Here is an 18,545-nt window from a genome sequence, read left to right as displayed (position 1 = left end):
GCCGATGGTACTGCAGGGGGGACCCTGTGGGAGAGTAGGACACCGCCGGACTTCTTTTAGACAAGAAAGCCACCCAATGTTGGGTGGCTTTCTTGCGTTAACGCGGAGACCGCGAGCTCACGAGGTCGGTCACCGCTTCAACCGGGACTCCAGGACTGCTGCCGTGTCGATCACGGCATCCGCGAGTTCTCGCTCCTGGACGTCGTCACCCGCCCAGGTCACCGCGACCGCGGCGATCGGCCACCCGGCGTGGTCCTTCACGACCGATCCGACCGATCGGAGCCCGTCGGCGACCTCGCTGTCCTCCGTGGCATACCCGCGCGATCGCACCTCGCGGAGCAGCTCTCGCAGTTCGGACGGGCGGCGCGGCCCGCGCCCCGTGCGATCGGGGAACGCCGAGGCGTCGGGATACAGCGCGCGCACCTGCTCCCGGGGGAGCGCCGCGAGCATGGCCCGTCCGCTCGCCGTGAGGTGCGCCGGGAGCCGCACCCCGACATCGGTGATCAGCGCCTGTCGCCGCGGCGCGCGTTCCTCGACGATGTACAGCACATCGCCCCCGCTCATCACCGCGAGGTGTGCGCTCTCCCCGAGCCGGTCGGACAGCGCGGCGACGAGAGGGCGTCCGAGTCGGGCGAGCGGCTGCTGCCGGGCGTAGCCGCCGGCGAGTTCGAAGGCGGAGGTTCCGAGTCCCCAGCGCTGCTCCTCACGGAGATGGAGCACGAACCCGTGTGCCGAGAGCGTCGTCAGCAGGTGATAGACCGTCGACCGGGGGAGCTCGAGCTCGCGAGCGATCGCCGAGGCGGCGACCGGCGCTGGTCTCCCGGCGAGGTAGCTCAGGATGCGCAGCGTGTTCTCCGCCGCAGGCACCTGCGGGTCGGCGCGGCCTCCGGTCTCGTGCTTGTCTGGGATCACAGACACAGCCTGTCACGATCCGATGTCCGCGGCTACTCCGTGGGTGTGGAATCAGAACATGGTCGATCTCACTCCTGTTCTCGTCGGCGCGTCGCCGCTGACTCCCGAGGCGGTCGTCGCCGTCTCCCGGCACGGTGCTCCGGTCGTCATCGAGCCGGAAGCGCTCGCCCGCGTCGCCGCGACCCGACAGGTCATCGACGGTCTCGCCGCCGATCCGCACCCGCACTACGGGGTGTCCACCGGCTTCGGCGCCCTGGCGACCACGTTCATCGCTCCCGATCGGCGTCTGCAGCTGCAGGCCAGCCTGATCCGCTCGCACGCCGCCGGCACGGGCGCCGAGGTCGAGCGCGAGGTCACGCGCGGTCTCCAGCTCCTGCGCCTGCAGACCCTGGCATCCGGACGTACCGGTGTGCGCCCGATCGTCGTCGAGACCTACATGGCGATGCTCAACAACGACATCACACCCGTCGTGCGCGAGTACGGTTCACTCGGATGCTCCGGCGACCTCGCGCCGCTTGCGCACATCGCCCTCGCGGCGATGGGCGAGGGAGAGGTCCGCGACGCCGAGGGCGCTCTTCGTCCTGCCGCAGTGGCACTCGCTGCTGCGGGGATCGAGCCTCTCACGCTCGTCGAGAAGGAGGGGCTCGCCCTGATCAACGGCACCGACGGCATGCTCGGGATGCTCGTCCTGGCACTCCACGACCTGGAGACGCTGCTCCTCACCGCGGACGTCGCCGCGGCCATGTCGGTCGAGTCGCAGCTGGGAACGGATGCCGTATTCGCTGCCGACCTGATGGCGCTGCGCCCGCAGACCGGGCAGAGCGAATCCGCCGCGAACCTTCGCGCCTTCCTGTCCGGCTCGCCGATGGTCGCCAGCCACAAGGGGCCGGATGACGGTCGCGTGCAGGATGCGTACTCGCTGCGCTGCTCGCCGCAGGTGCACGGCGCCGCACGGGACACCATGGCGCACGCGGGCATGATCGCCGGACGGGAGCTCGCCAGCGTGATCGACAACCCGGTGATCATGATCGACGGACGCATCGAGTCCAATGGCAACTTCCACGGAGCGCCGGTCGCCGCCGTGCTCGACTTCCTCGCCATCTCGGTCGCCGACGTCGCCTCGGTCTCCGAGCGTCGGACCGACCGCGCCCTCGACCCGGCTCGCAGCCACGGCCTGCCGCCGTTCCTGGCGGACGAGGTCGGCGTCGACTCCGGGCTGATGATCGCGCAATATGCGGCGGCCGGAATCGTCTCCGAGCTCAAGCGCCTCGCCGTTCCGGCATCCGTCGACTCGATCCCGTCGTCCGCGATGCAGGAGGATCACGTCTCGATGGGCTGGGCCGCGGCGCGCAAGCTGCGCCGTGCGATCGACGGACTCGGCCGCGTGCTGGCGATCGAGATCCTCACCGCCGCGCGCGCACTCGATCTGCGCGCCCCGCTGCAGGCCGGACCCGCCACGGGCGCCGTGCGCGACCTCGTCCGCACCGTCGCCGCCGGTCCCGGACCGGATCGGTTCCTCTCACCGGAGATGGAAGCCGTCACCGCACTCGTCCAGTCGGGCGACGTCGCCCGCATCGCGAAGGAGCACACCCATGGTTGAGAACACCGCATCAGGCCCCCGCGTCGTCCGCGCCGCGCGCGGCAACCAGCGCACCGCGAAGAGCTGGGGCGCAGAAGCGGCCAAGCGGATGCTGATGAACAACCTCGATCCCGAGGTCGCCGAGCACCCCGAAGATCTCGTCGTCTACGGCGGCACCGGAAAGGCGGCGCGGAGCTGGGCGGCGTACGACGCGATCGTGCGCACCCTCGACGAGCTCGAGCCCGATGAGACGCTGCTCGTGCAGTCCGGCAAGCCGGTCGGAGTGTTCCGCACCCATGAGTGGGCGCCGCGGGTGCTCATCGCCAACTCGAACCTCGTCGGGGACTGGGCGACCTGGCCGGAGTTCCGCAAGCTCGAGGAGCTCGGGTTGATCATGTACGGCCAGATGACCGCCGGGTCGTGGATCTACATCGGCACGCAGGGGATCCTGCAGGGCACGTACGAGACCTTCGCCGCCGTCGCCCGCTCGCTCGGACGGGACTCGCTGCGCGGCACCCTCACCCTCACCGGTGGGGCGGGAGGGATGGGCGGCGCGCAGCCGCTCGCCGTCACCATGAACGACGGCGTCGTGCTGATCGTCGACGTCGACGAGTCCCGGCTCGCGCGCCGGGTGGACCACGGCTACCTCGACGAGTACACGACCGACCTCGATGCGGCAGTCGCACGCGTGGTCGCCGCGAAGGATGCCGGCGAGGCGCTCTCGGTCGGTGTGGTCGGCAACGCGGCGGAGGTCTTCCCCGAATTGCTGCGCCGCGGAGTGCCGATCGACATCGTGACCGATCAGACCAGCGCGCACGATCCGCTGGCCTACCTCCCGCTCGGCACGGACGTCGCGGATTGGAAAGCCGCAGCCGAGCGCGACCCGGAGGACTTCACCCGCCGCGCCCGCGCGTCCATGGCCGCGCACGTCGCTGCGATGGTGGCTTTCCAGGATGCCGGTGCCGCCGTCTTCGACTACGGCAACTCGATCCGGCGCGAGGCGGAGCTCGGCGGCTTCGAGCGGGCGTTCGAGTTCCCCGGCTTCGTTCCCGCCTACATCCGCCCGCAGTTCGAGGAGGGCCGCGGTCCGTTCCGCTGGGCGGCGCTCTCCGGCGACCCCGAGGACATCTACAAGACCGATCGGGCCATCGCCGAACTGTTCCCCGAGGATGCCGCGCTGCACCGCTGGCTGCAGAAGGCGGCCGAGAAGGTGCACTTCGAGGGGCTGCCCGCGCGCATCTGCTGGCTCGGCTACAAGGAGCGGCACCTCGCCGGCTTGAAGTTCAACGAGATGGTGGCATCCGGCGAGCTGTCCGCCCCGATCGTGATCGGTCGCGACCACCTCGATTCGGGCTCCGTCGCTTCGCCGTACCGCGAGACCGAGGCCATGAAGGACGGCTCCGACGCGATCGCGGACTGGCCGCTGCTCAACGCGCTGCTGAACACCGCCTCCGGTGCCTCCTGGGTGTCGCTGCACCACGGCGGGGGCGTCGGCATCGGCCGATCCATCCACGCCGGACAGGTCTCCGTCGCCGACGGCAGCGAGCTCGCGGCGCAGAAGCTGGAGCGGGTGCTCACCAACGACCCCGGCACCGGCGTGATGCGTCACGTGGATGCCGGCTACGAGCACGCGCGTGATGTGGCCCGCGATCGCGGTCTGAACATCCCGATGCTCTGAGACACTGCTGCCATGACGACGCTCCTCACGAACATCGCCGAACTGACGACCAACGATCCGTCGCGCACCGCCGACCCGACGGGCACCCTGCACGACGCGGCCGTGCTGATCGACGGCGGGCGCGTCGCGTGGGTCGGCGCGGTGGGCGACGCTCCTGACGCCGAAGAGGTGGTCGACGCGGGGCGACGCGCGGTGATCCCGGGCTTCGTCGACAGCCACAGCCACCTCGTGTTCGGCGGCGATCGTGCCGAGGAGTTCGAGGCGCGCATGGCCGGCCAGAAGTATGCCGCGGGCGGCATCCGCTCTACCGTCGCCGCCACCCGTGCTGCGAGCGACGACGCGCTGCGCGTGCGGTTGCGTGGATTCCTCGGGGAGATGCTCGCGCAGGGCACGACGACCGTCGAGATCAAGAGCGGCTATGGACTGAGTGTCGCCGACGAGGAGCGCCTCGTGCGCCTGGCCGCCGAGGTGACCCCCGAGGTGACGTTCCTCGGTGCACATGTCGTTCCGGCCGAGTACGCCGACCGCGCCGACGACTATGTCGATCTCGTGGTCGGCCCCATGCTCGACGCCTGCGCTCCGCACGCGAAGTGGATCGACGTGTTCTGCGAGACCGGTGCCTTCACGGTGCCGCAGTCACGCCGGGTGCTCGAGGCCGGCATCGCCCGAGGTCTCGCACCGCGCGTGCACGCGAGCCAGCTCGGGCCGGGGGAGGGGGTGCGCCTGGCGGTCGAACTCGGAGCGGCCTCCGTCGACCACGGCACCTACCTCACCGACGACGACATCGCCGCGCTCGCGGCATCAGACACCGTGCTCACGCTGCTGCCCGGCGTCGAGTTCTCGACCCGGCAGCCCTACCCGGACGCCCGCCGGCTGATCGACGCCGGCGTGACGGTCGCTCTCGCCTGTGACACGAACCCGGGATCGAGCTTCACCTCGTCGATGCCGTTCTGCATCGCGATCGCCGTACGCGACATGGGGATGACACCGGCCGAGGCCGTCTGGGCGGCGACGGCAGGCGGTGCCGGTGCGCTCCGACGCGACGATGTCGGCATCATCGCGCCGGGCGCACGCGCCGACCTCGTGCTGCTGGATGCGCCCACCCGCATCCACCTCGCCTACCGCCCGGGGGTCCCGCTCGTCCGCCGCGTCTGGAAGGACGGCGTGCCCGTCGCCTGACTGCCGCGGCGCGTCATGCCAGGGCCTGCGCGCAGACGACGGCGGCGGCTGCCGACCACGCCTGCGGACGGCACGCGGCGGGGTAGGGAACCGGCCGACCGCCGGGAACGCGCGCGTCACCGGAGTGGAGCTCGGGCACTCGGTAGTCGAAGCCCTCCGCGACGTCGAGCAGCTGTCGTGCGATCGCCCTGGCGTCGTCGTCGAGCCCCGAGCGGAGCATCCCATGCACGGCGATCGCGCTGTCGTGCGTCCAGACGCTGCCGCCGTGGTAGCTGAGCGGCCAGTAGCCGGCGGCGCCCGTCGACATCGTGCGGATGCCATAGCCGCTCGACATGCTGTCGCCGGCGAGCAGGTCGGCGCACACGCGCTCCTCGTCGGGATCGAGGATGCCGGTGCCGAAGAGATGGCCGATGTTGCTGGTGAGGGTGTCGACCGCGCCGCCGTGCGCATCGAGAGCGATCGCGGGGTAGCGGCCCTCCTCGGTCGTCACCCAGAAGGCGTCCCGGAAGCGCGTGCGCAGCTCAGCCGCCCAGGCGTGCAGCTCGTCGGCCCCGGGTTCGCCGAGCTTCTCGAGCAGCACAGCCCCGCGCACGGCGGCCTCGTAGGCGTATGCCTGCACCTCGCTCAGGGCGATGGGCCCTTCGGCCAACCGCCCGTCGCGCCACTGGATCGAGTCGCCGGAGTCCTTCCAACCCTGATTCGCGAGGCCATGCCCCGATTCGTCGGCGTAGTCGATGAAGCCGCTTCCGGATGCGTCGCCGTGTTCGATCATCCAGTCGAGGGCTCCGCGCAGGGTGGGGAGGAAACCGCGCAGCTCGTCGTCGGGCATCCCGGCGTCATGCGCGTCGGCGAGCAGGCAGACCCACAGCGGCGTCGCATCGACCGTGCCGTAGTAGAGCGGCGGGAGATGCACGCCCTCGCCCGGAAGGATCAGCGCGCCGCTGCGGAGCTCGTGGGGGATCTTGCCCGGGGCCTCGGCCGTCGATGCGTCATGCGCCGTGCCCTGCATGCGCCCGAGCACCCGAAGAGTCGACGCGGCGATGGAAGGGTCGGCTGCGAGGCCGAGCCGGGCCGCCCAGATCGAGTCCCGGCCGAACAGGGTGAAGAACCAGGGCGCACCCGCGGCATAGAACGCGTCATCCGGATGCTCCGGCGTCGCCAGGCGCAGCGCGGCGAGGTCAGCCGATGCCTGTTCGAGCCACCGCGCGGCCCGCGGGTCGGCGGTCTCGGGGAGCTGCGCGGCTGCAGGCTGCGCGGGGGCGGTGACGACGAGCGTCGTGTCGGCGAGGTCGAGCGACCACTCGACCGTCTCCGTCCCTCGCGGCGAGAGACCGAGGTCCCACCGCAACGTCAGCCGCTCGCCGTCCGAGGCGACGACGGCTCCGGGGGCGGCCAGGGTGAAAGAGGCGTCGCCGGACCGGCAGGTTCGTCCGTCCCATGTCCATACCGCATCCGTGCCCATTCCGGCCTTCACGAGCTGCATCGGGGCGAAGTCCGGCGTCAGCTGTACCGTGATCCCGACGGCGGTCGTCGCGTGAAGGTGGCTGGAGATCCGGATCCGCTCCGTGAACGAGCCGGCCGTCACCTCGCGGTCGCGATCCAGACGCACTTTCGGATCAGCCGACTCGTCGTCGAGACCCCGCAGCACGTCCGTGAAGAGAACTCGCTGCGGAGTCGGCGACGACCAGCCGATGGATTCGAGCGTCGTCGCGTCGACGGTCGTCTCCAGCGCCCTGACCTGACGGACGTCGCCGTGGTAGATGCCGTGGATGGGTGCGGATCCCATCGACCCGGCGTCGTCCGACCACACCTGGGTCGGTGCTTCGAGCACGATCACGGCAGCATCCAACAGCGGCTGGAGGGGTGCGGTGGGGGTCATTCCTTGACGGCTCCTTCGGTGGAATTCATGATGCGGCGCTGGAAGATGAAGAACATCACCGCGACGGGGATGGTCATGATGAGTGCGGCGGCCAGCTTGAGCGGGTACTGCGTGCCCTGGCTCAGCTGTCCGCTCGCCAGAGACGCGACGCCCTTGGTGAGCGTCGTCAGTGCCGGGTCGTTCGTCGACACGATGAAGTGGCTCAGCTCGTTCCACGAGCCCTGGAAGGACAGGATGACGATCGTCACCAGTGCGGGCGTGGCCATCGGCAGGACCACCGACCAGAAGATGCGGAACGTCCCGGCTCCATCGATCCGCGCCTGCTCCTCGACCGATTCCGGGATCGACTCAAAGAAGTTCTTCATGATGAAGACTCCGGCGGCGTCGACGAGCAGGGGGAGGATCATCCCCGCGTAGGAGTTGAACATGCCGAGCTGGTTGATCACGAGGAACTTCGGGATCAGCAGCACCACCGTCGGCACCGACATGACCGCGACGAGCGCCGCGAACACCACGCCGCGGCCGCGGAAGCGGAGCCGGGCGAGGGCGTACCCGGCGAGCGAGTTGAAGAACACCCGACCGATCGTGACGAACACGGTCACGATCGCGCTGTTGACGAACCACGAGGGGAAGTCCGAGCGGGCGAAGAGCCGTTCGTAGGCCGCGAAGCTCCACACCTCGGGGATCAGGGAGATCCCCGAGCTTGCCGCCTCCTCATCGGTCTTGAAGCTCGTGGCCACCTGCACGAGGAAGGGATAGATGTAGATCACGGCGAGGGCGATCAGCACCGCGTAGAGCACGATCTGCCACGTGAGCTGCTTGGGGGAGAGCCTCATGATGCCTTCCCCTCCCCGACGATCTCGTAGGCGCGGATGCGGCGACGCGAGACGGGCCTGTCGCGCAGCACCCACCGCTGCAGGAGCGTGAAGACGACGATGATGACGAACAGGATGAAGGCGATCGCCGCACCCTGACCCCACTCCTGGTTCCGGAAGGCGGTCTGGTACGACAGGAAGGCCGGCGTCAGGGTCGTCTTGCTCGGCGCTCCCTGCGTGCCGGTGTAGATCTGATCGAAGACCTGCCAGCACCCGATCAGTCCGAGCGTGAGCACGGTGAACAGGGTCGGCCGCAACTGCGGAAGGGTGATGCGCCAGAACCGCTGCCATCCGTTCGCGCCGTCCATCATCGCCGCCTCGTCGACGTCACCGCCGAGGTTCTGCAGACCCGCGAGGAAGATGAGCATGAACGTGCCCGAGGTCGTGAAGACCGCCATGAAGATGAACGCGGTCATCGCGACCGACGGTCCGGCGATCCAGTCCCACCAGGTGATGCCCAGCGCACCCGATTGCTTGAGAGCGGCGGGACCGCCGTCGACGCCGAACACGCCGAGGAGCAGCTGCAGGATCCCGCGCGGGTCGTTGAACCAGTTCGGACCGTTGATCCCGAACCAGGAGAGCACGTCGTTGACGGCCCCGCTCGCGGAGAAGAGGAACAGCCACAGCACGGTGATCGCGACGGAGCTGGTGACCGAGGGGAAGTAGTACGCCGTGCGGAAGAAGCCGCGACCTCGCAGCATCGCCCGATTGACCAGCACCGCCAGGAACAGGGCCAGTGCCGTCTGCAAGGGCACGACGAGCAGCACGTACCAGGCGTTGTTGCGCAGTGCGGTGCCGAAGTCCTTGGTGGCGAGACCACCGTCGGCGAGCACGGCCGAGTAGTTGTCGCCGCCGACGAACGACACCGACCCGGACAGCGGGCTGCCTCGACCGGCCCAGTCCGACATGCTGACCCACAGCGCCATGAGCACCGGGACCAGGAGGAAGACGCCGAGGATGGCGATCACCGGGGCGGTGAACAGCCACCCGGCGGCGGCCTCGCCGCGGCGCAGCCCGGAGGCGCCTCCGCGACGAGGCTTCGACCGCTGGGCCATGACTACTCGACGATCGCTTCGAGGTTGGTCTGCACCGAGCCGAGGATGGCGGCAGGGTCGCCGCTCTTCAGCGTCTCGATCTGAGCGTTGAAGTCGGCGATCACGTCGGTCGCACCGTCCTGGTTCGGCGGGAACTGGGCGTACTCGGCGCCCGCGAGGAAGGGAGCGAGGTCCGGGTTGTCGGTCGTCCACGCGTCGGCGGCCGACTGGATCGACGGCATCGGTCCGAAGGCCGTCGAGAAGGCGAGCTGGCTGTCGGCGCTGGTCAGGTACTCGACGAGCTCGAGTGCTGCCTGCTGGTTGGGGCTGTCAGCGGCCATGCCCCAGCAGTTGGTGAACTGCAGGGTGCCCTTGCCGCCGGGGCCTTCGGGAAGCTCCGCGACCGTGTATCCGACCGAGCTGTAGTCGTTCGACATCGCACCGGTGATCCAGTTGCCCTCGATCACCATGGCGGCGGAGCCCTTGCCGAAGGCTTCGCCGCCCCAGCCGGCGCCGACGTCCTTCGCGAAGGCGAAGGTGCCGTCCTCGAGGTGGGACTTCACATAGGCGAGTGCTTCCACGTTCGCGTCGTCGTCCGCGATGGCGGTGCCGTCGGAGACCAGGCCTCCACCGGCCTGCGCCATGAACGTGCCGATGCGCTGATACTCCGCGCCGAAGGCGAGGCCGACGTGGTCCGCGGTCGTGAGCGTCTTGGCGACGGCGGCGAGGTCGTCCCAGGTCTTCGGCAGGTCCGCGTCGGTCAGACCGGCATCCGTCCACATCTGCGTGTTGATCACCAGGGCGAGCGTGGAGAAGTCCTTCGGGGCGCAGTAGAACGTGTCGTCGATCGTGAAGTTCTCGACGAGCGACGGGTAGAAGTCGTCCTTGTTCGACAGCTGGTCGCCGTACGCCTGCAGGGAGCCGTTGGAGGCGAATCCGGCGATCTGGTCGGTGGAGAGGTAGAACAGGTCGGCGGGCTCGCCGGCCGCGAAGCCCTGCGAGAGCTCCTGCCCGAGGTCGCTCGCGACCTGGAGCGAGACCTCGGTACCGGATTCCTCGGACCACGCGTCCAGAGCGGCCTGCACGGCCTCGGTCTCGGCGTCACCGGACGAGCCGATGAGCACGGTGAGCGCGTCGTCGGACGAGGTGAGGCCTTCGGAATCGGTCGAGGCGGCGTCGTCGCCGGCGAAGCCGGAGCCGCAGCCGGCGAGGACGAGCGTGCTGGCCAGCAGTACGGCGCCTGTGCCGAGGACTGCCCGAGTGGTGTGCCGTGTCATGGTCTCTCTCCCTTGATGAGCCTGGGTGCTGTGCAAATTTGAACGATCAAACTCTGCGTGGAATAGGCTAAGCGGGAGGTGCGGGAGTGTCAAGCCCGCGACAGACGAACGGGTGCGAGGAGGTGCCGTGGCGAAGGCTCCCACCGTCGAGGACGTCGCCGAGCGCGCGGGCGTCTCGCGGCAGACCGTCTCGAACGTGCTCAACACACCCGACATCGTGCGACCAGCGACCAGGGAGCGCGTGCTCACCGCGATCCGCGAACTGGGATATCGCCGTCACGCCGCGGCGCGCCAGCTGCGCCTGCGTCGCAGTTCGACGATCGGCATCCGTCTGGATCCCTATCTCGGGGGAATCTCCGGCGTCGTGCTCGACCGGTTCGTGCACGCGATCACGGAACGCGCGAGCGAACGCGGGATGCGGATGCTCGTCTACGCGGCCCGCACACCCGAAGAGGAGATCGCTCGGCTCTCGGAGCTCTGGGAGGGATCGGAGATCGACGCGGCCATCCTCACCAGCACCAGCCGGGACGACCCGCGCGTGCGCAGCCTCGACGACGCCGGCGTGCCGTTCATCTCCTTCGGCCGACCGTGGGGCGAGGACGACATCGCCGACCCCCGCCACCTCTGGGTCGATGTGGATGGAGCGGCCGGCACGAGCGCCGCGACCGCGCATGCGCTGACCTACGGGCGGAACGTCGCCTTCCTCGGCTGGCCGGCCGGCTCGGGAACCGGTGACGACCGCGAACGCGGCTGGCGTGAGGCGATGGACGCGGCCGGCGCGCTCGGACCGCGGCTCACGGCCGAGGATGATGTGCCGCTCGCGCAAGCGGCCGTCGCTTCGGCGCTGGCGAGTGCGACGCCGCCGGATGCCGTCGTCTGCGCCAGCGACTCCCTCGCCGTCGGCGCACTGCTCGCCGTCAATGCCGCGGGTCGGCGGCTGCCGGTGATCGGGTTCGACAACACCCCGACCGCGGAGGCCCTCGGATTCTCCAGCGTCGAGCAGCGCCCGGAAGACGTCGCGACGGCGATCCTCGAACTCCTCATGGGGCCGACGGGGGAGATCGTCGCGCCGCGCCGCCTGGAGGCCGGCACGGCGCACGCCCTGATCACTCCGGAGCTGGTCGTCCGCTGACGGTGCGCGCGGTCCTCGCTGCCGCGTTCACCCTGCTGTCCGCCGGCTCACTCGTTCGTCGCGGCGAGCAGGTCGCGCAGTCGCGACGCCGGATCGCCGCCCAGAGTCAGGAAGCGGGTGCCTCCGGCGACCTCGCGCTCATCGGCGAGGTCGAGCAGTGCCGCATCCATCGCCTCGCGCAAGACCCGGTCCTCTTCGACGGGGACCCGGATCGGATGCCGTTCGTCCAAGGGCAGGAGCACGACCAGGTCGACGTCGGTCAGGGAGGCGTCGGCGATGGCTGTCGCGCGAGCGACGAGCTCGCTGTCGCTGCGTCCCCACTGCTCCAGGGCCGTCAGGTAGGCGAGGAAGTCGAGGGGTCCGCGTTCGGAGATGACGGAGGATTCCCCTGCCGTCTCGCGCAGGCGTGACGCGGTCAGGCGCAACTGCGCCGCGAAGCTCGCGGCACTCGCTGGATCGTCGAGGTCGAGATCCTCGAACGGGTCGCCGAGGGCGAGGTACTCCGGCCTCTGCGCGACGAAGTCCGCGATGAGGGTGCTCTTGCCGCTTCCGTGCGTGCCGGAGACGACGATCCTCATGGCCGCGCGGCGAGACCCGTCAGCAGCTCGAGCACGCACAGCGCCGCGAGCCGGATCGTGCGGGCATCGTCCGTGTCGGCCGTCGCGTCGACTTCGGCGAGATCCGCGCTCACGACGCGGCCGTCCGAGGCGACGGCGCGCGTCAGGGCACGCAGCTCCCAGGCCTGGAGTCCGCCGGGCACGCTCGCCGGGCACCCCGGCGCCACGGATCGGTCGCAGACGTCGACATCGATGTCGAGATGCACGCGCGACCCCTCGCCGGCGCCGGCGATCTCGAGGGCCTCGGCCACCACGTCGTCGACACCGCGGTGGCGGAGCTCATCGAGGGTGATCACCCGGATGCCCCAGTCCGCCGCCCGCTGCGCGTAGGCCGCCGAGTTCGCGAAGTCGGCGATGCCGATCTGCACGATGCGGGCGGGGTCGACCCGCGCCGTCTCGAGCGTCGAGGCCGCGGGTGCGTCTTCGACGAGTCGGCGCACCGGCGTGCCGTTGGAGACGCCGTCGCGCAGGTCGAAGTGCGCGTCGAACGTGATGAGTCCGGATGCCTCGGCGCCGAGCGCCACCGGGTAGGTGAGGGAGTTGTCTCCGCCGAGGGCGACCACGAGGTCCGCCGCACCCGCCAGTTCGCGCACGCGCGCGATCACCTCCGCCTCTCCGGCGTCGCCGTCGGGTTCCTCGATATCCCCGGCATCCGCGATCTGCAGCAGGTCGTTCAGGTCGCGGATCGGCGGGCCCATCAGCGTCGTCCCGTAGCGGGGGAGGGCATCACGGATCGCCGCCGGCGTCGCATGTGCTCCGGTCGGCGACAGCGAGGTACGCCAGGTCGGCACACCGAGGAGCACGGCATCGGCCGAGCCGTCGAAGGTCGGCCAGGCGCCGGCGCGCGGCCAGAGAGGGTCGTGCGACAGGGTCATGTCAGACTCCGGGGATCAGGGCGTGGGCGATGGTGAAGATCGCGAGGCCCGCGAGGGCTCCGACGAAGGTGCCGTTCAGGCGGATGTACTGCAGGTCGCGGCCGACCATGAGCTCGATCTTCTCGGTGGTCTCGGCCGGGTCCCAGCGCTCGACCGTGTCGGTGATGATCGAGGCGATGTCGTGACGGTAGCGGTCGACGAGGAAGACCGCGGCGTCCGAGATCCAGGTGTCGACGCGGTGCTGCAGCGCGGCATCCGTCGTGAGGCGCTCGCCGACCTCTTGGAGAGCCTGAACGGCGCGACGACGCAGCCCGCTCTCGGGATCGGCCAGAGAGGTGAGCAGTCCGTTCTTCGCCGTATTCCAGGCTTCGGCGGCGAGAGCACCGACCCGCGGGCTGTCGAACAGCGACGCCTTGGCGTTCTCGAGCTTCGCGCGGGTGTCGGGATCGTTCTGCAGGTTGTCGGCCAGCCGCGAGAGGTAGCCGTCGATCGCGATCCGGGCCGGATGCTGCGGATCGGCCTGCACGGCGTGCACGAATTTGATGGCCTCGTTGTAGACCGTGTCGTCGACGAAACGGTGGGCGAGCTTGGGTACCCAGCCGGGCAGGCGGCGCGAGACGAGCCCGGAGAACGACTCCGCGTTGGCTTCGAGCCACCGACCGATGTTCTCCACCGCGAGGTCGACCGCGCCGTGATGCGCGTCGGCGGCGACGATCTTCTCCAGCCAGATGCCCGCCGGCGGACCCCACTCCGGTTCGACGAGGTGCTCGCGGGCGAGGTCGGTGAGGAGATCGCGGACGTCGTCGTCGCTGAGCGCGTTGAGCACGGCCGTCGCGATCGTGGCCCCCTCGGCGCCGACGCGTTCGGCGTGCCCCTTCTCGCGCAGCCATTCGCCCGCGCGCAGCGCGATCGCGGTGCTCGAGAGCTTGGTGCGCACGACGTCGGCCGCGAGGAAGTTGGTCTCGACGAATTCTCCGAGCGTGCGGCCGATCTCGTCCTTGCGGCTCGGGATGATCGCGGTGTGCGGGATCGGCAGCCCCAGCGGACGTCGGAACAGCGCGGTGACGGCGAACCAGTCCGCCAACGCGCCGACCATCCCGCCCTCGGCTGCGGCGCGGACGTAGGAGAGCCAGGGCAGTCGCTCCTGGAAGGCGAACGCGAAGACGAAGGCGACAGCCATGAACACCAGAGCCCCGAGGGCCACGGCCTTCATGCGGCGGAGGGCGCGCAGACGCTCCTGGTCGGCGGGCGAGAGCTGCGCCATCGGTGTTCGCGGCATGAGGTCATCCTTTCACGCGGAGAGTACCCTCGAGACGTGATCGAAGACATCAAGAAGCGTGCTCTGCACCGCACCAGCATCCTCGAGGGGCAGATGCGCGGTGTCGCGCGGATGATCGAGAACGAGGAGTACTGCATGGACATCATCACGCAGTCCCGCGCGATCCAGCGCTCCCTGGAGTCCCTGAACCGGCTGCTGCTCGAGAATCATCTGCGCACCCACGTGACCGACATGTTCGAGGCGGGTGGCGACGAGCGCGACAAGGCTGTGGTCGAACTGCTGAAGGCCTTCGACTTCGACCGCAAGTAGAGACGACGAAGCGCCCCAACGAAGCCGTCGGGGCGCTTCGCTGCGACTCACCGGTTGCCGTCGAAGACCTCGCCTTCCATGGCGTCGTATCCCTCGGACTGCGGGTCGCCGTGCGATCCGCCGGACAGCGCGTACTCCTCCTCCGGGGAGAGCACAAGGCGGTGACGGAAGAACAGACCGAAACCGAGCAGGATCACGACGTACACGATCGCGATCGCGATGATCGCCGGGCCGAAGGTCGGGTTGAGCAGGAAGCCGACGAAGATGAGTGCCGCGATGACGAGCGCGACCGCGGCGCCGGGGATGCCCCACGGGCTGCGGTACGGGCGCGCGACGTCCGGGTACTTCTTGCGCAGGATCATGAACGAGACGAGCTGGAGTCCGTAGGCGAGAACCGCGCCCCAGACCGCGATGTTGAGCACGATCGCACCGGCCACGGAGCCGGCGCCTTCGGCGTCGACGGCGGCGAGCACGTCGAGGACGATGAGGGCGACGAAGCCGACGGCTGCGCCGACGACCAGCGCCACCCAGGGCGTCTGCCGCTTGCCGGTGAGGGACAGGAACCGCGGGTAGTAGCCGGCGCGGGAGAGCGAGTACATGTTGCGGCCGTACGCGAACATGATGCCCTGCAGCGAGGCGAGCAGACCGATCAGGGCGAACAGGGCGAGCACCGCGGCGAGCTGGTCGCCGACGATCGCGCGGAAGCCGTCGAGCAGCGGCTCGCCGGCGGTGCCCGTGGCCTCGGCGCCGATCACTCCGGTGTTCAGGAAGAGCACCAGGAGCCCGGTCACGATGAGCGTGCCGCGGGCCCAGAATCCGGCCTTCGGGATGTCGCGGGTCGGGTTGTGCGACTCCTCGGCGGCGAGCGGCAGCTCCTCGATGCCGAGGAAGAACCACATCGCGAACGGGAGGGCGAACAGGATCGGCAGCACGCCGTGCGGCAGGAACGTCGTCTGACCCTCGTCGGGGACGATGTCCCACAGGGCGTCCCAGCTGAAGGCGCCGGAGAAGAGCGCCATCACCGAGAACACCAGGATGATGCCGATCGAGATGATCGAGACGACGATGGCGAAGCGGAAGGAGATCGCCGCTCCCGCGGAGTTCAGGGCGATGAACACGACGTAGAGGATCAGGTACCAGAGCCATCCCGGGAGCTCGAGTCCCAGCAGCTCGCTCGTGATGCCGTTCGCATAGGACGCCGAGAAGTAGACGATCACCGCCGTCGTCGCGACATATTCGATCGTCTCCGCCGCGCCGGTGACCAGGCCGCCCCACGGGCCCATCGCCGATCGGGCGAACGAGTAGGCGCCACCCGTGTGCGGCATCATCGCGGCCATCTCGCCGATCGCGAAGATCATGCCGTAGTACATGAGCACGAGGATCACGAAGGCGATCAGCATTCCGCCGAAGCCGGCGAAGTCGATGCCGAAGTTCCAGCCCGAGAAGTCGCCGGAGATCACGGCGGCCACCGCGAGGCCCCACAGGCCCCAGACGCCGGCCGATCTCTTCAGGGTGCGTTTCTCGAAGTACTCGTTCCCGGCACGTGTATAGGTCGCCCCAGCGACCTTGCGGGACCCACTGCTCTGCTCAGACATCCGCTCTCCGTTCGCATGCATATCGGCGCCGGGTGCACCTTGCGGACGATTGTGGCAGTCAATGGTGGTTTCGTCTACCTTTAGACGTACCACAACGACGGGAGCGAGAAGATGTCGGGAAACCTGAGCATCGAGCAGCTGGATGCCGGCATCGCCGCCGGCGAGATCGACACGGTGATCGTCGCCTTCGCCGACGCGCAAGGACGACTTGTCGGCAAGCGGGTCTCCGCGCGGCTGTTCCAGGAGGACATCCTGCATCACGGCGCCGAGGCCTGCGACTACCTGCTGTCGGTCGATGTGGACATGAACACGGTCGACGGCTACGCCATGTCGGGCTGGAACCGCGGCTACGGCGACATGGTGCTGCGCCCCGATGTCGTCACGCTCCGCCGGATGCCGTGGCTCGAGGGCACGGCCCTCATCATGGCCGATCTGGTGTGGCAGAACGGCGAGCCCGTCGGGCCCTCGCCCCGCGCGATCCTGGACCGGCAGCGTGATCGCCTCGCCGAGCGGGGATGGACCGCGTTCTCGGGAACGGAGCTCGAGTTCATCGTCTTCGAGAACACGTACCGCGACGCCTGGGCCCGCAAGTACGAGGGACTCACGCCGGCGACCGACTACAACGTCGACTACAACCTGCAGGCCTCGACCCGCATGGAGCCGCTGCTGCGCGACATCCGCAACGGGATGGACGGCGCCGGCATGTACTGCGAGGGCGTGAAGGGCGAGTGCAATCTCGGCCAGCAGGAGATCGCGTTCCGCTACGCCGAGGTGCGCGAGACCGCCGACCAGCACGCGATCTACAAGAACGGCGCGAAGGAGATCGCCGCCCAGCACGGGCAGGCGCTCACCTTCATGGCGAAGTTCAACGAGCGCGAGGGCAACAGCTGCCACATCCACCTCTCCCTGCGTGCGGACGACGGCACGCCCGTGATGGCCGGCGATGGCGAGCACGGATTCAGCCCGGTCATGGAGCACTGGATCGCCGGCATCCTCGCCACACTCCGCGAGTTCACGCTGCTCTACGCGCCCAACATCAATTCCTACAAGCGCTTCGCGAAGGGCAGCTTCGCACCGACCGGCGTCGCCTGGGGCATCGACAACCGCACGTGCGCGCTGCGCGTGATCGGCAGCGGATCGGGGCTGCGCGTCGAGAACCGGGTGCCCGGCGGTGACGTGAACCCGTACCTCGGCATCTCCGCGATCATCGCCGGCGGCCTCTACGGCATCGAGAACGAGCTGCCGCTGCCGGAGAGGTTCGAAGGCAATGCCTACGAGGCGGGCGTCGATCACCTCCCGACCACGCTCCGCGAGGCCGCGCAGCTGTTCAGCGAGTCGACGATCGCCAGATCCGCGTTCGGCGACGATGTCGTCGACCACTACCTGAATCAGGCGCGCATCGAGCTCGAGGCCTACGACGCCGCCGTCACCGACTGGGAGCGCATCCGTGGTTTCGAGCGGCTCTGACCCGGCACCGCTGATCGGTGTCACGACGTACCTGGAGCGGGCGCAGCAGGGGGTGTGGGATGTGCGGGCGGCGTTCCTGCCCGAGCAGTACCTGACCGGGGTGACCGCGTCGGGCGGCATCGCGCTGCTGCTGCCGCCGCAGGATCCGGAGTCGGCGGACGCGGCGATCGCCGGCATGGACGGCCTGATCCTCTCCGGAGGCGCCGATGTCGCGCCCGAGCTCTACGGCGAGGAGCGGCATCCGCTCACCGATCCTGCCCGCGTCGATCGCGACGCATGGGAGCTCGCGCTGTTCCGCGCAGCGGAGCGGCGGCGCATGCCGGTGCTCGCGATCTGCCGAGGCCTGCAGCTCGTCAACGTGGCGCGCGGCGGCACCCTGCAGCAGCACCTGCCCGAGTCGCTCGGCACCGAGCGCTACCGTCTCGGCGGCGGCGTCTTCGCCGAGAACGAGATCGAGGTGTCGGACGGCACCGCGCTCGCCGACGTGCTCGGTGCGGGCGGTGCGCGGGTGCACAGCTACCACCACCAGGGCATCGACCGGCTCGGGGAGGGACTGGTCGCGGCCGCGCGTTCCGACGACGGACTCGTACAGGCGTTCGTCGACACCTCGGCCGGGCACGTCGTCGGCATCCAGTGGCATCCGGAGGAGAACGCCGACGACCGGCGCCTCTTCCACGATCTCGTCTCACAGGCCCGTGCGTTCGCCGCGCGGCGGAAGGAGGACGCCCGATGAGCGCGTTCACAGTCATCAACCCGTCGACCGGTGCCCCGATCCGCGACGTCGCCCGCGCCGACGTCGGAGAGACGGATGCCGCGATCGCCCGCGCCGTCACCGCCCAGCGGCGGTGGGCGGCACTC

At 69.5% G+C, this 18,545-nt stretch carries 16 protein-coding genes; 7 read left to right on the top strand and 9 right to left on the bottom strand.

Annotation, left to right across the window (positions count from 1 at the left end; all coding sequences use genetic code 11):
- Positions 1–129: 129 nt before the first annotated feature.
- Positions 130–918 carry an IclR family transcriptional regulator gene (locus tag DW306_RS03870; RefSeq protein WP_240747047.1) on the bottom strand — a complete coding sequence of 263 codons (789 nt, stop codon included), beginning with the start codon at positions 916–918 and terminating at the stop codon, positions 130–132.
- A 52-nt stretch (positions 919–970) separates the two neighbouring features.
- Here DW306_RS03870 and hutH point away from each other — a divergent pair, with 52 nt between their 5' ends.
- The 3 genes from hutH to hutI are packed head-to-tail and all read left to right on the top strand — an operon-like array spanning position 971 to position 5,348.
- Entirely contained in the window at positions 971–2,512 is a 1,542-nt protein-coding gene (hutH, locus tag DW306_RS03865) for a histidine ammonia-lyase (RefSeq protein ID WP_136054331.1), read from the top strand.
- A complete protein-coding gene (gene hutU / locus DW306_RS03860; protein ID WP_136054330.1) occupies positions 2,505–4,169 on the top strand; it encodes a urocanate hydratase in 1,665 nt (554 codons plus the stop codon). The genes hutH and hutU overlap by 8 nt, the downstream gene beginning before the upstream one ends.
- A gap of 12 nt (positions 4,170–4,181) precedes the next feature.
- Positions 4,182–5,348, top strand: a complete 1,167-nt coding sequence (gene hutI / locus DW306_RS03855; RefSeq protein WP_136054329.1) for an imidazolonepropionase — start codon at positions 4,182–4,184, stop codon at positions 5,346–5,348.
- A gap of 13 nt (positions 5,349–5,361) precedes the next feature.
- Here hutI and DW306_RS03850 read toward each other — a convergent pair whose 3' ends face one another.
- From DW306_RS03850 to DW306_RS03835, 4 genes are read right to left on the bottom strand one after another with little or no spacing between them, the layout of a single operon-like run.
- Positions 5,362–7,227, bottom strand: coding sequence for a glycogen debranching N-terminal domain-containing protein (locus DW306_RS03850; RefSeq protein ID WP_136054328.1), 1,866 nt, complete (start codon positions 7,225–7,227; stop codon positions 5,362–5,364).
- Positions 7,224–8,063, bottom strand: a complete 840-nt coding sequence (locus DW306_RS03845; protein WP_240747045.1) for a carbohydrate ABC transporter permease — start codon at positions 8,061–8,063, stop codon at positions 7,224–7,226. The genes DW306_RS03850 and DW306_RS03845 overlap by 4 nt, the downstream gene beginning before the upstream one ends.
- Positions 8,060–9,157, bottom strand: a complete 1,098-nt coding sequence (locus DW306_RS03840; RefSeq protein ID WP_136054327.1) for a sugar ABC transporter permease — start codon at positions 9,155–9,157, stop codon at positions 8,060–8,062. Before DW306_RS03840 ends, DW306_RS03845 begins: the two co-directional genes overlap by 4 nt.
- A gap of 2 nt (positions 9,158–9,159) precedes the next feature.
- Entirely contained in the window at positions 9,160–10,413 is a 1,254-nt protein-coding gene (locus DW306_RS03835) for an extracellular solute-binding protein (RefSeq protein WP_136054326.1), read from the bottom strand.
- 127 nt (positions 10,414–10,540) lie between these two features.
- Here DW306_RS03835 and DW306_RS03830 point away from each other — a divergent pair, with 127 nt between their 5' ends.
- Positions 10,541–11,545, top strand: coding sequence for a LacI family DNA-binding transcriptional regulator (locus DW306_RS03830; protein WP_136054325.1), 1,005 nt, complete (start codon positions 10,541–10,543; stop codon positions 11,543–11,545).
- A gap of 47 nt (positions 11,546–11,592) precedes the next feature.
- Here the strand turns inward: DW306_RS03830 and DW306_RS03825 are convergent, their stop codons facing one another.
- The 3 genes from DW306_RS03825 to DW306_RS03815 are packed head-to-tail and all read right to left on the bottom strand — an operon-like array spanning position 11,593 to position 14,316.
- Entirely contained in the window at positions 11,593–12,123 is a 531-nt protein-coding gene (locus DW306_RS03825; RefSeq protein WP_136054324.1) for an AAA family ATPase, read from the bottom strand.
- Positions 12,120–13,037, bottom strand: coding sequence for an arginase family protein (locus tag DW306_RS03820; protein WP_136054323.1), 918 nt, complete (start codon positions 13,035–13,037; stop codon positions 12,120–12,122). Before DW306_RS03820 ends, DW306_RS03825 begins: the two co-directional genes overlap by 4 nt.
- Before the next feature lies 1 nt (position 13,038).
- The gene (locus DW306_RS03815) at positions 13,039–14,316 is read right to left on the bottom strand and encodes a DUF445 domain-containing protein (RefSeq protein WP_136054322.1); all 1,278 of its coding nucleotides are present in this window, start codon (positions 14,314–14,316) and stop codon (positions 13,039–13,041) included.
- 36 nt (positions 14,317–14,352) lie between these two features.
- Between DW306_RS03815 and DW306_RS03810 the strand changes: the two genes are divergently transcribed.
- On the top strand, positions 14,353–14,625 hold the full coding sequence (locus tag DW306_RS03810) for a metal-sensitive transcriptional regulator (protein ID WP_136054321.1): 273 nt from the start codon (positions 14,353–14,355) through the stop codon (positions 14,623–14,625).
- 47 nt (positions 14,626–14,672) lie between these two features.
- Here the strand turns inward: DW306_RS03810 and DW306_RS03805 are convergent, their stop codons facing one another.
- Complete coding sequence (locus DW306_RS03805) at positions 14,673–16,220, bottom strand: amino acid permease (RefSeq protein ID WP_136054320.1); 1,548 nt, start codon at positions 16,218–16,220, stop codon at positions 14,673–14,675.
- 111 nt (positions 16,221–16,331) lie between these two features.
- Between DW306_RS03805 and DW306_RS03800 the strand changes: the two genes are divergently transcribed.
- Both DW306_RS03800 and DW306_RS03795 read left to right on the top strand, forming a co-directional pair.
- Positions 16,332–17,687 carry a glutamine synthetase family protein gene (locus DW306_RS03800; protein WP_136054319.1) on the top strand — a complete coding sequence of 452 codons (1,356 nt, stop codon included), beginning with the start codon at positions 16,332–16,334 and terminating at the stop codon, positions 17,685–17,687.
- Complete coding sequence (locus tag DW306_RS03795; protein ID WP_168429221.1) at positions 17,668–18,420, top strand: gamma-glutamyl-gamma-aminobutyrate hydrolase family protein; 753 nt, start codon at positions 17,668–17,670, stop codon at positions 18,418–18,420. The genes DW306_RS03800 and DW306_RS03795 overlap by 20 nt, the downstream gene beginning before the upstream one ends.
- Positions 18,421–18,545 lie beyond the last annotated feature (125 nt).

Origin of the sequence: Microbacterium sp. K24 (assembly GCF_004794465.1) — a bacterium.
Taxonomy (GTDB): Bacteria; Actinomycetota; Actinomycetes; order Actinomycetales; family Microbacteriaceae; genus Microbacterium.
This window is presented reverse-complemented; position numbering and strand designations above follow the sequence as displayed.

Coding starts and splice junctions, on each gene's coding strand:
- hutH (WP_136054331.1), top strand. CDS start 971: ATGGTCGATCTCACTCCTGTTCTCGTCGGCGCGTCGCCGCTGACTCCC.
- hutU (WP_136054330.1), top strand. CDS start 2,505: ATGGTTGAGAACACCGCATCAGGCCCCCGCGTCGTCCGCGCCGCGCGC.
- hutI (WP_136054329.1), top strand. CDS start 4,182: ATGACGACGCTCCTCACGAACATCGCCGAACTGACGACCAACGATCCG.
- DW306_RS03850 (WP_136054328.1), bottom strand. CDS start 7,227: ATGACCCCCACCGCACCCCTCCAGCCGCTGTTGGATGCTGCCGTGATC.
- DW306_RS03845 (WP_240747045.1), bottom strand. CDS start 8,063: ATGAGGCTCTCCCCCAAGCAGCTCACGTGGCAGATCGTGCTCTACGCG.
- DW306_RS03840 (WP_136054327.1), bottom strand. CDS start 9,157: ATGGCCCAGCGGTCGAAGCCTCGTCGCGGAGGCGCCTCCGGGCTGCGC.
- DW306_RS03835 (WP_136054326.1), bottom strand. CDS start 10,413: ATGACACGGCACACCACTCGGGCAGTCCTCGGCACAGGCGCCGTACTG.
- DW306_RS03825 (WP_136054324.1), bottom strand. CDS start 12,123: ATGAGGATCGTCGTCTCCGGCACGCACGGAAGCGGCAAGAGCACCCTC.
- DW306_RS03820 (WP_136054323.1), bottom strand. CDS start 13,037: ATGACCCTGTCGCACGACCCTCTCTGGCCGCGCGCCGGCGCCTGGCCG.
- DW306_RS03815 (WP_136054322.1), bottom strand. CDS start 14,316: ATGCCGCGAACACCGATGGCGCAGCTCTCGCCCGCCGACCAGGAGCGT.
- DW306_RS03805 (WP_136054320.1), bottom strand. CDS start 16,220: ATGTCTGAGCAGAGCAGTGGGTCCCGCAAGGTCGCTGGGGCGACCTAT.
- DW306_RS03800 (WP_136054319.1), top strand. CDS start 16,332: ATGTCGGGAAACCTGAGCATCGAGCAGCTGGATGCCGGCATCGCCGCC.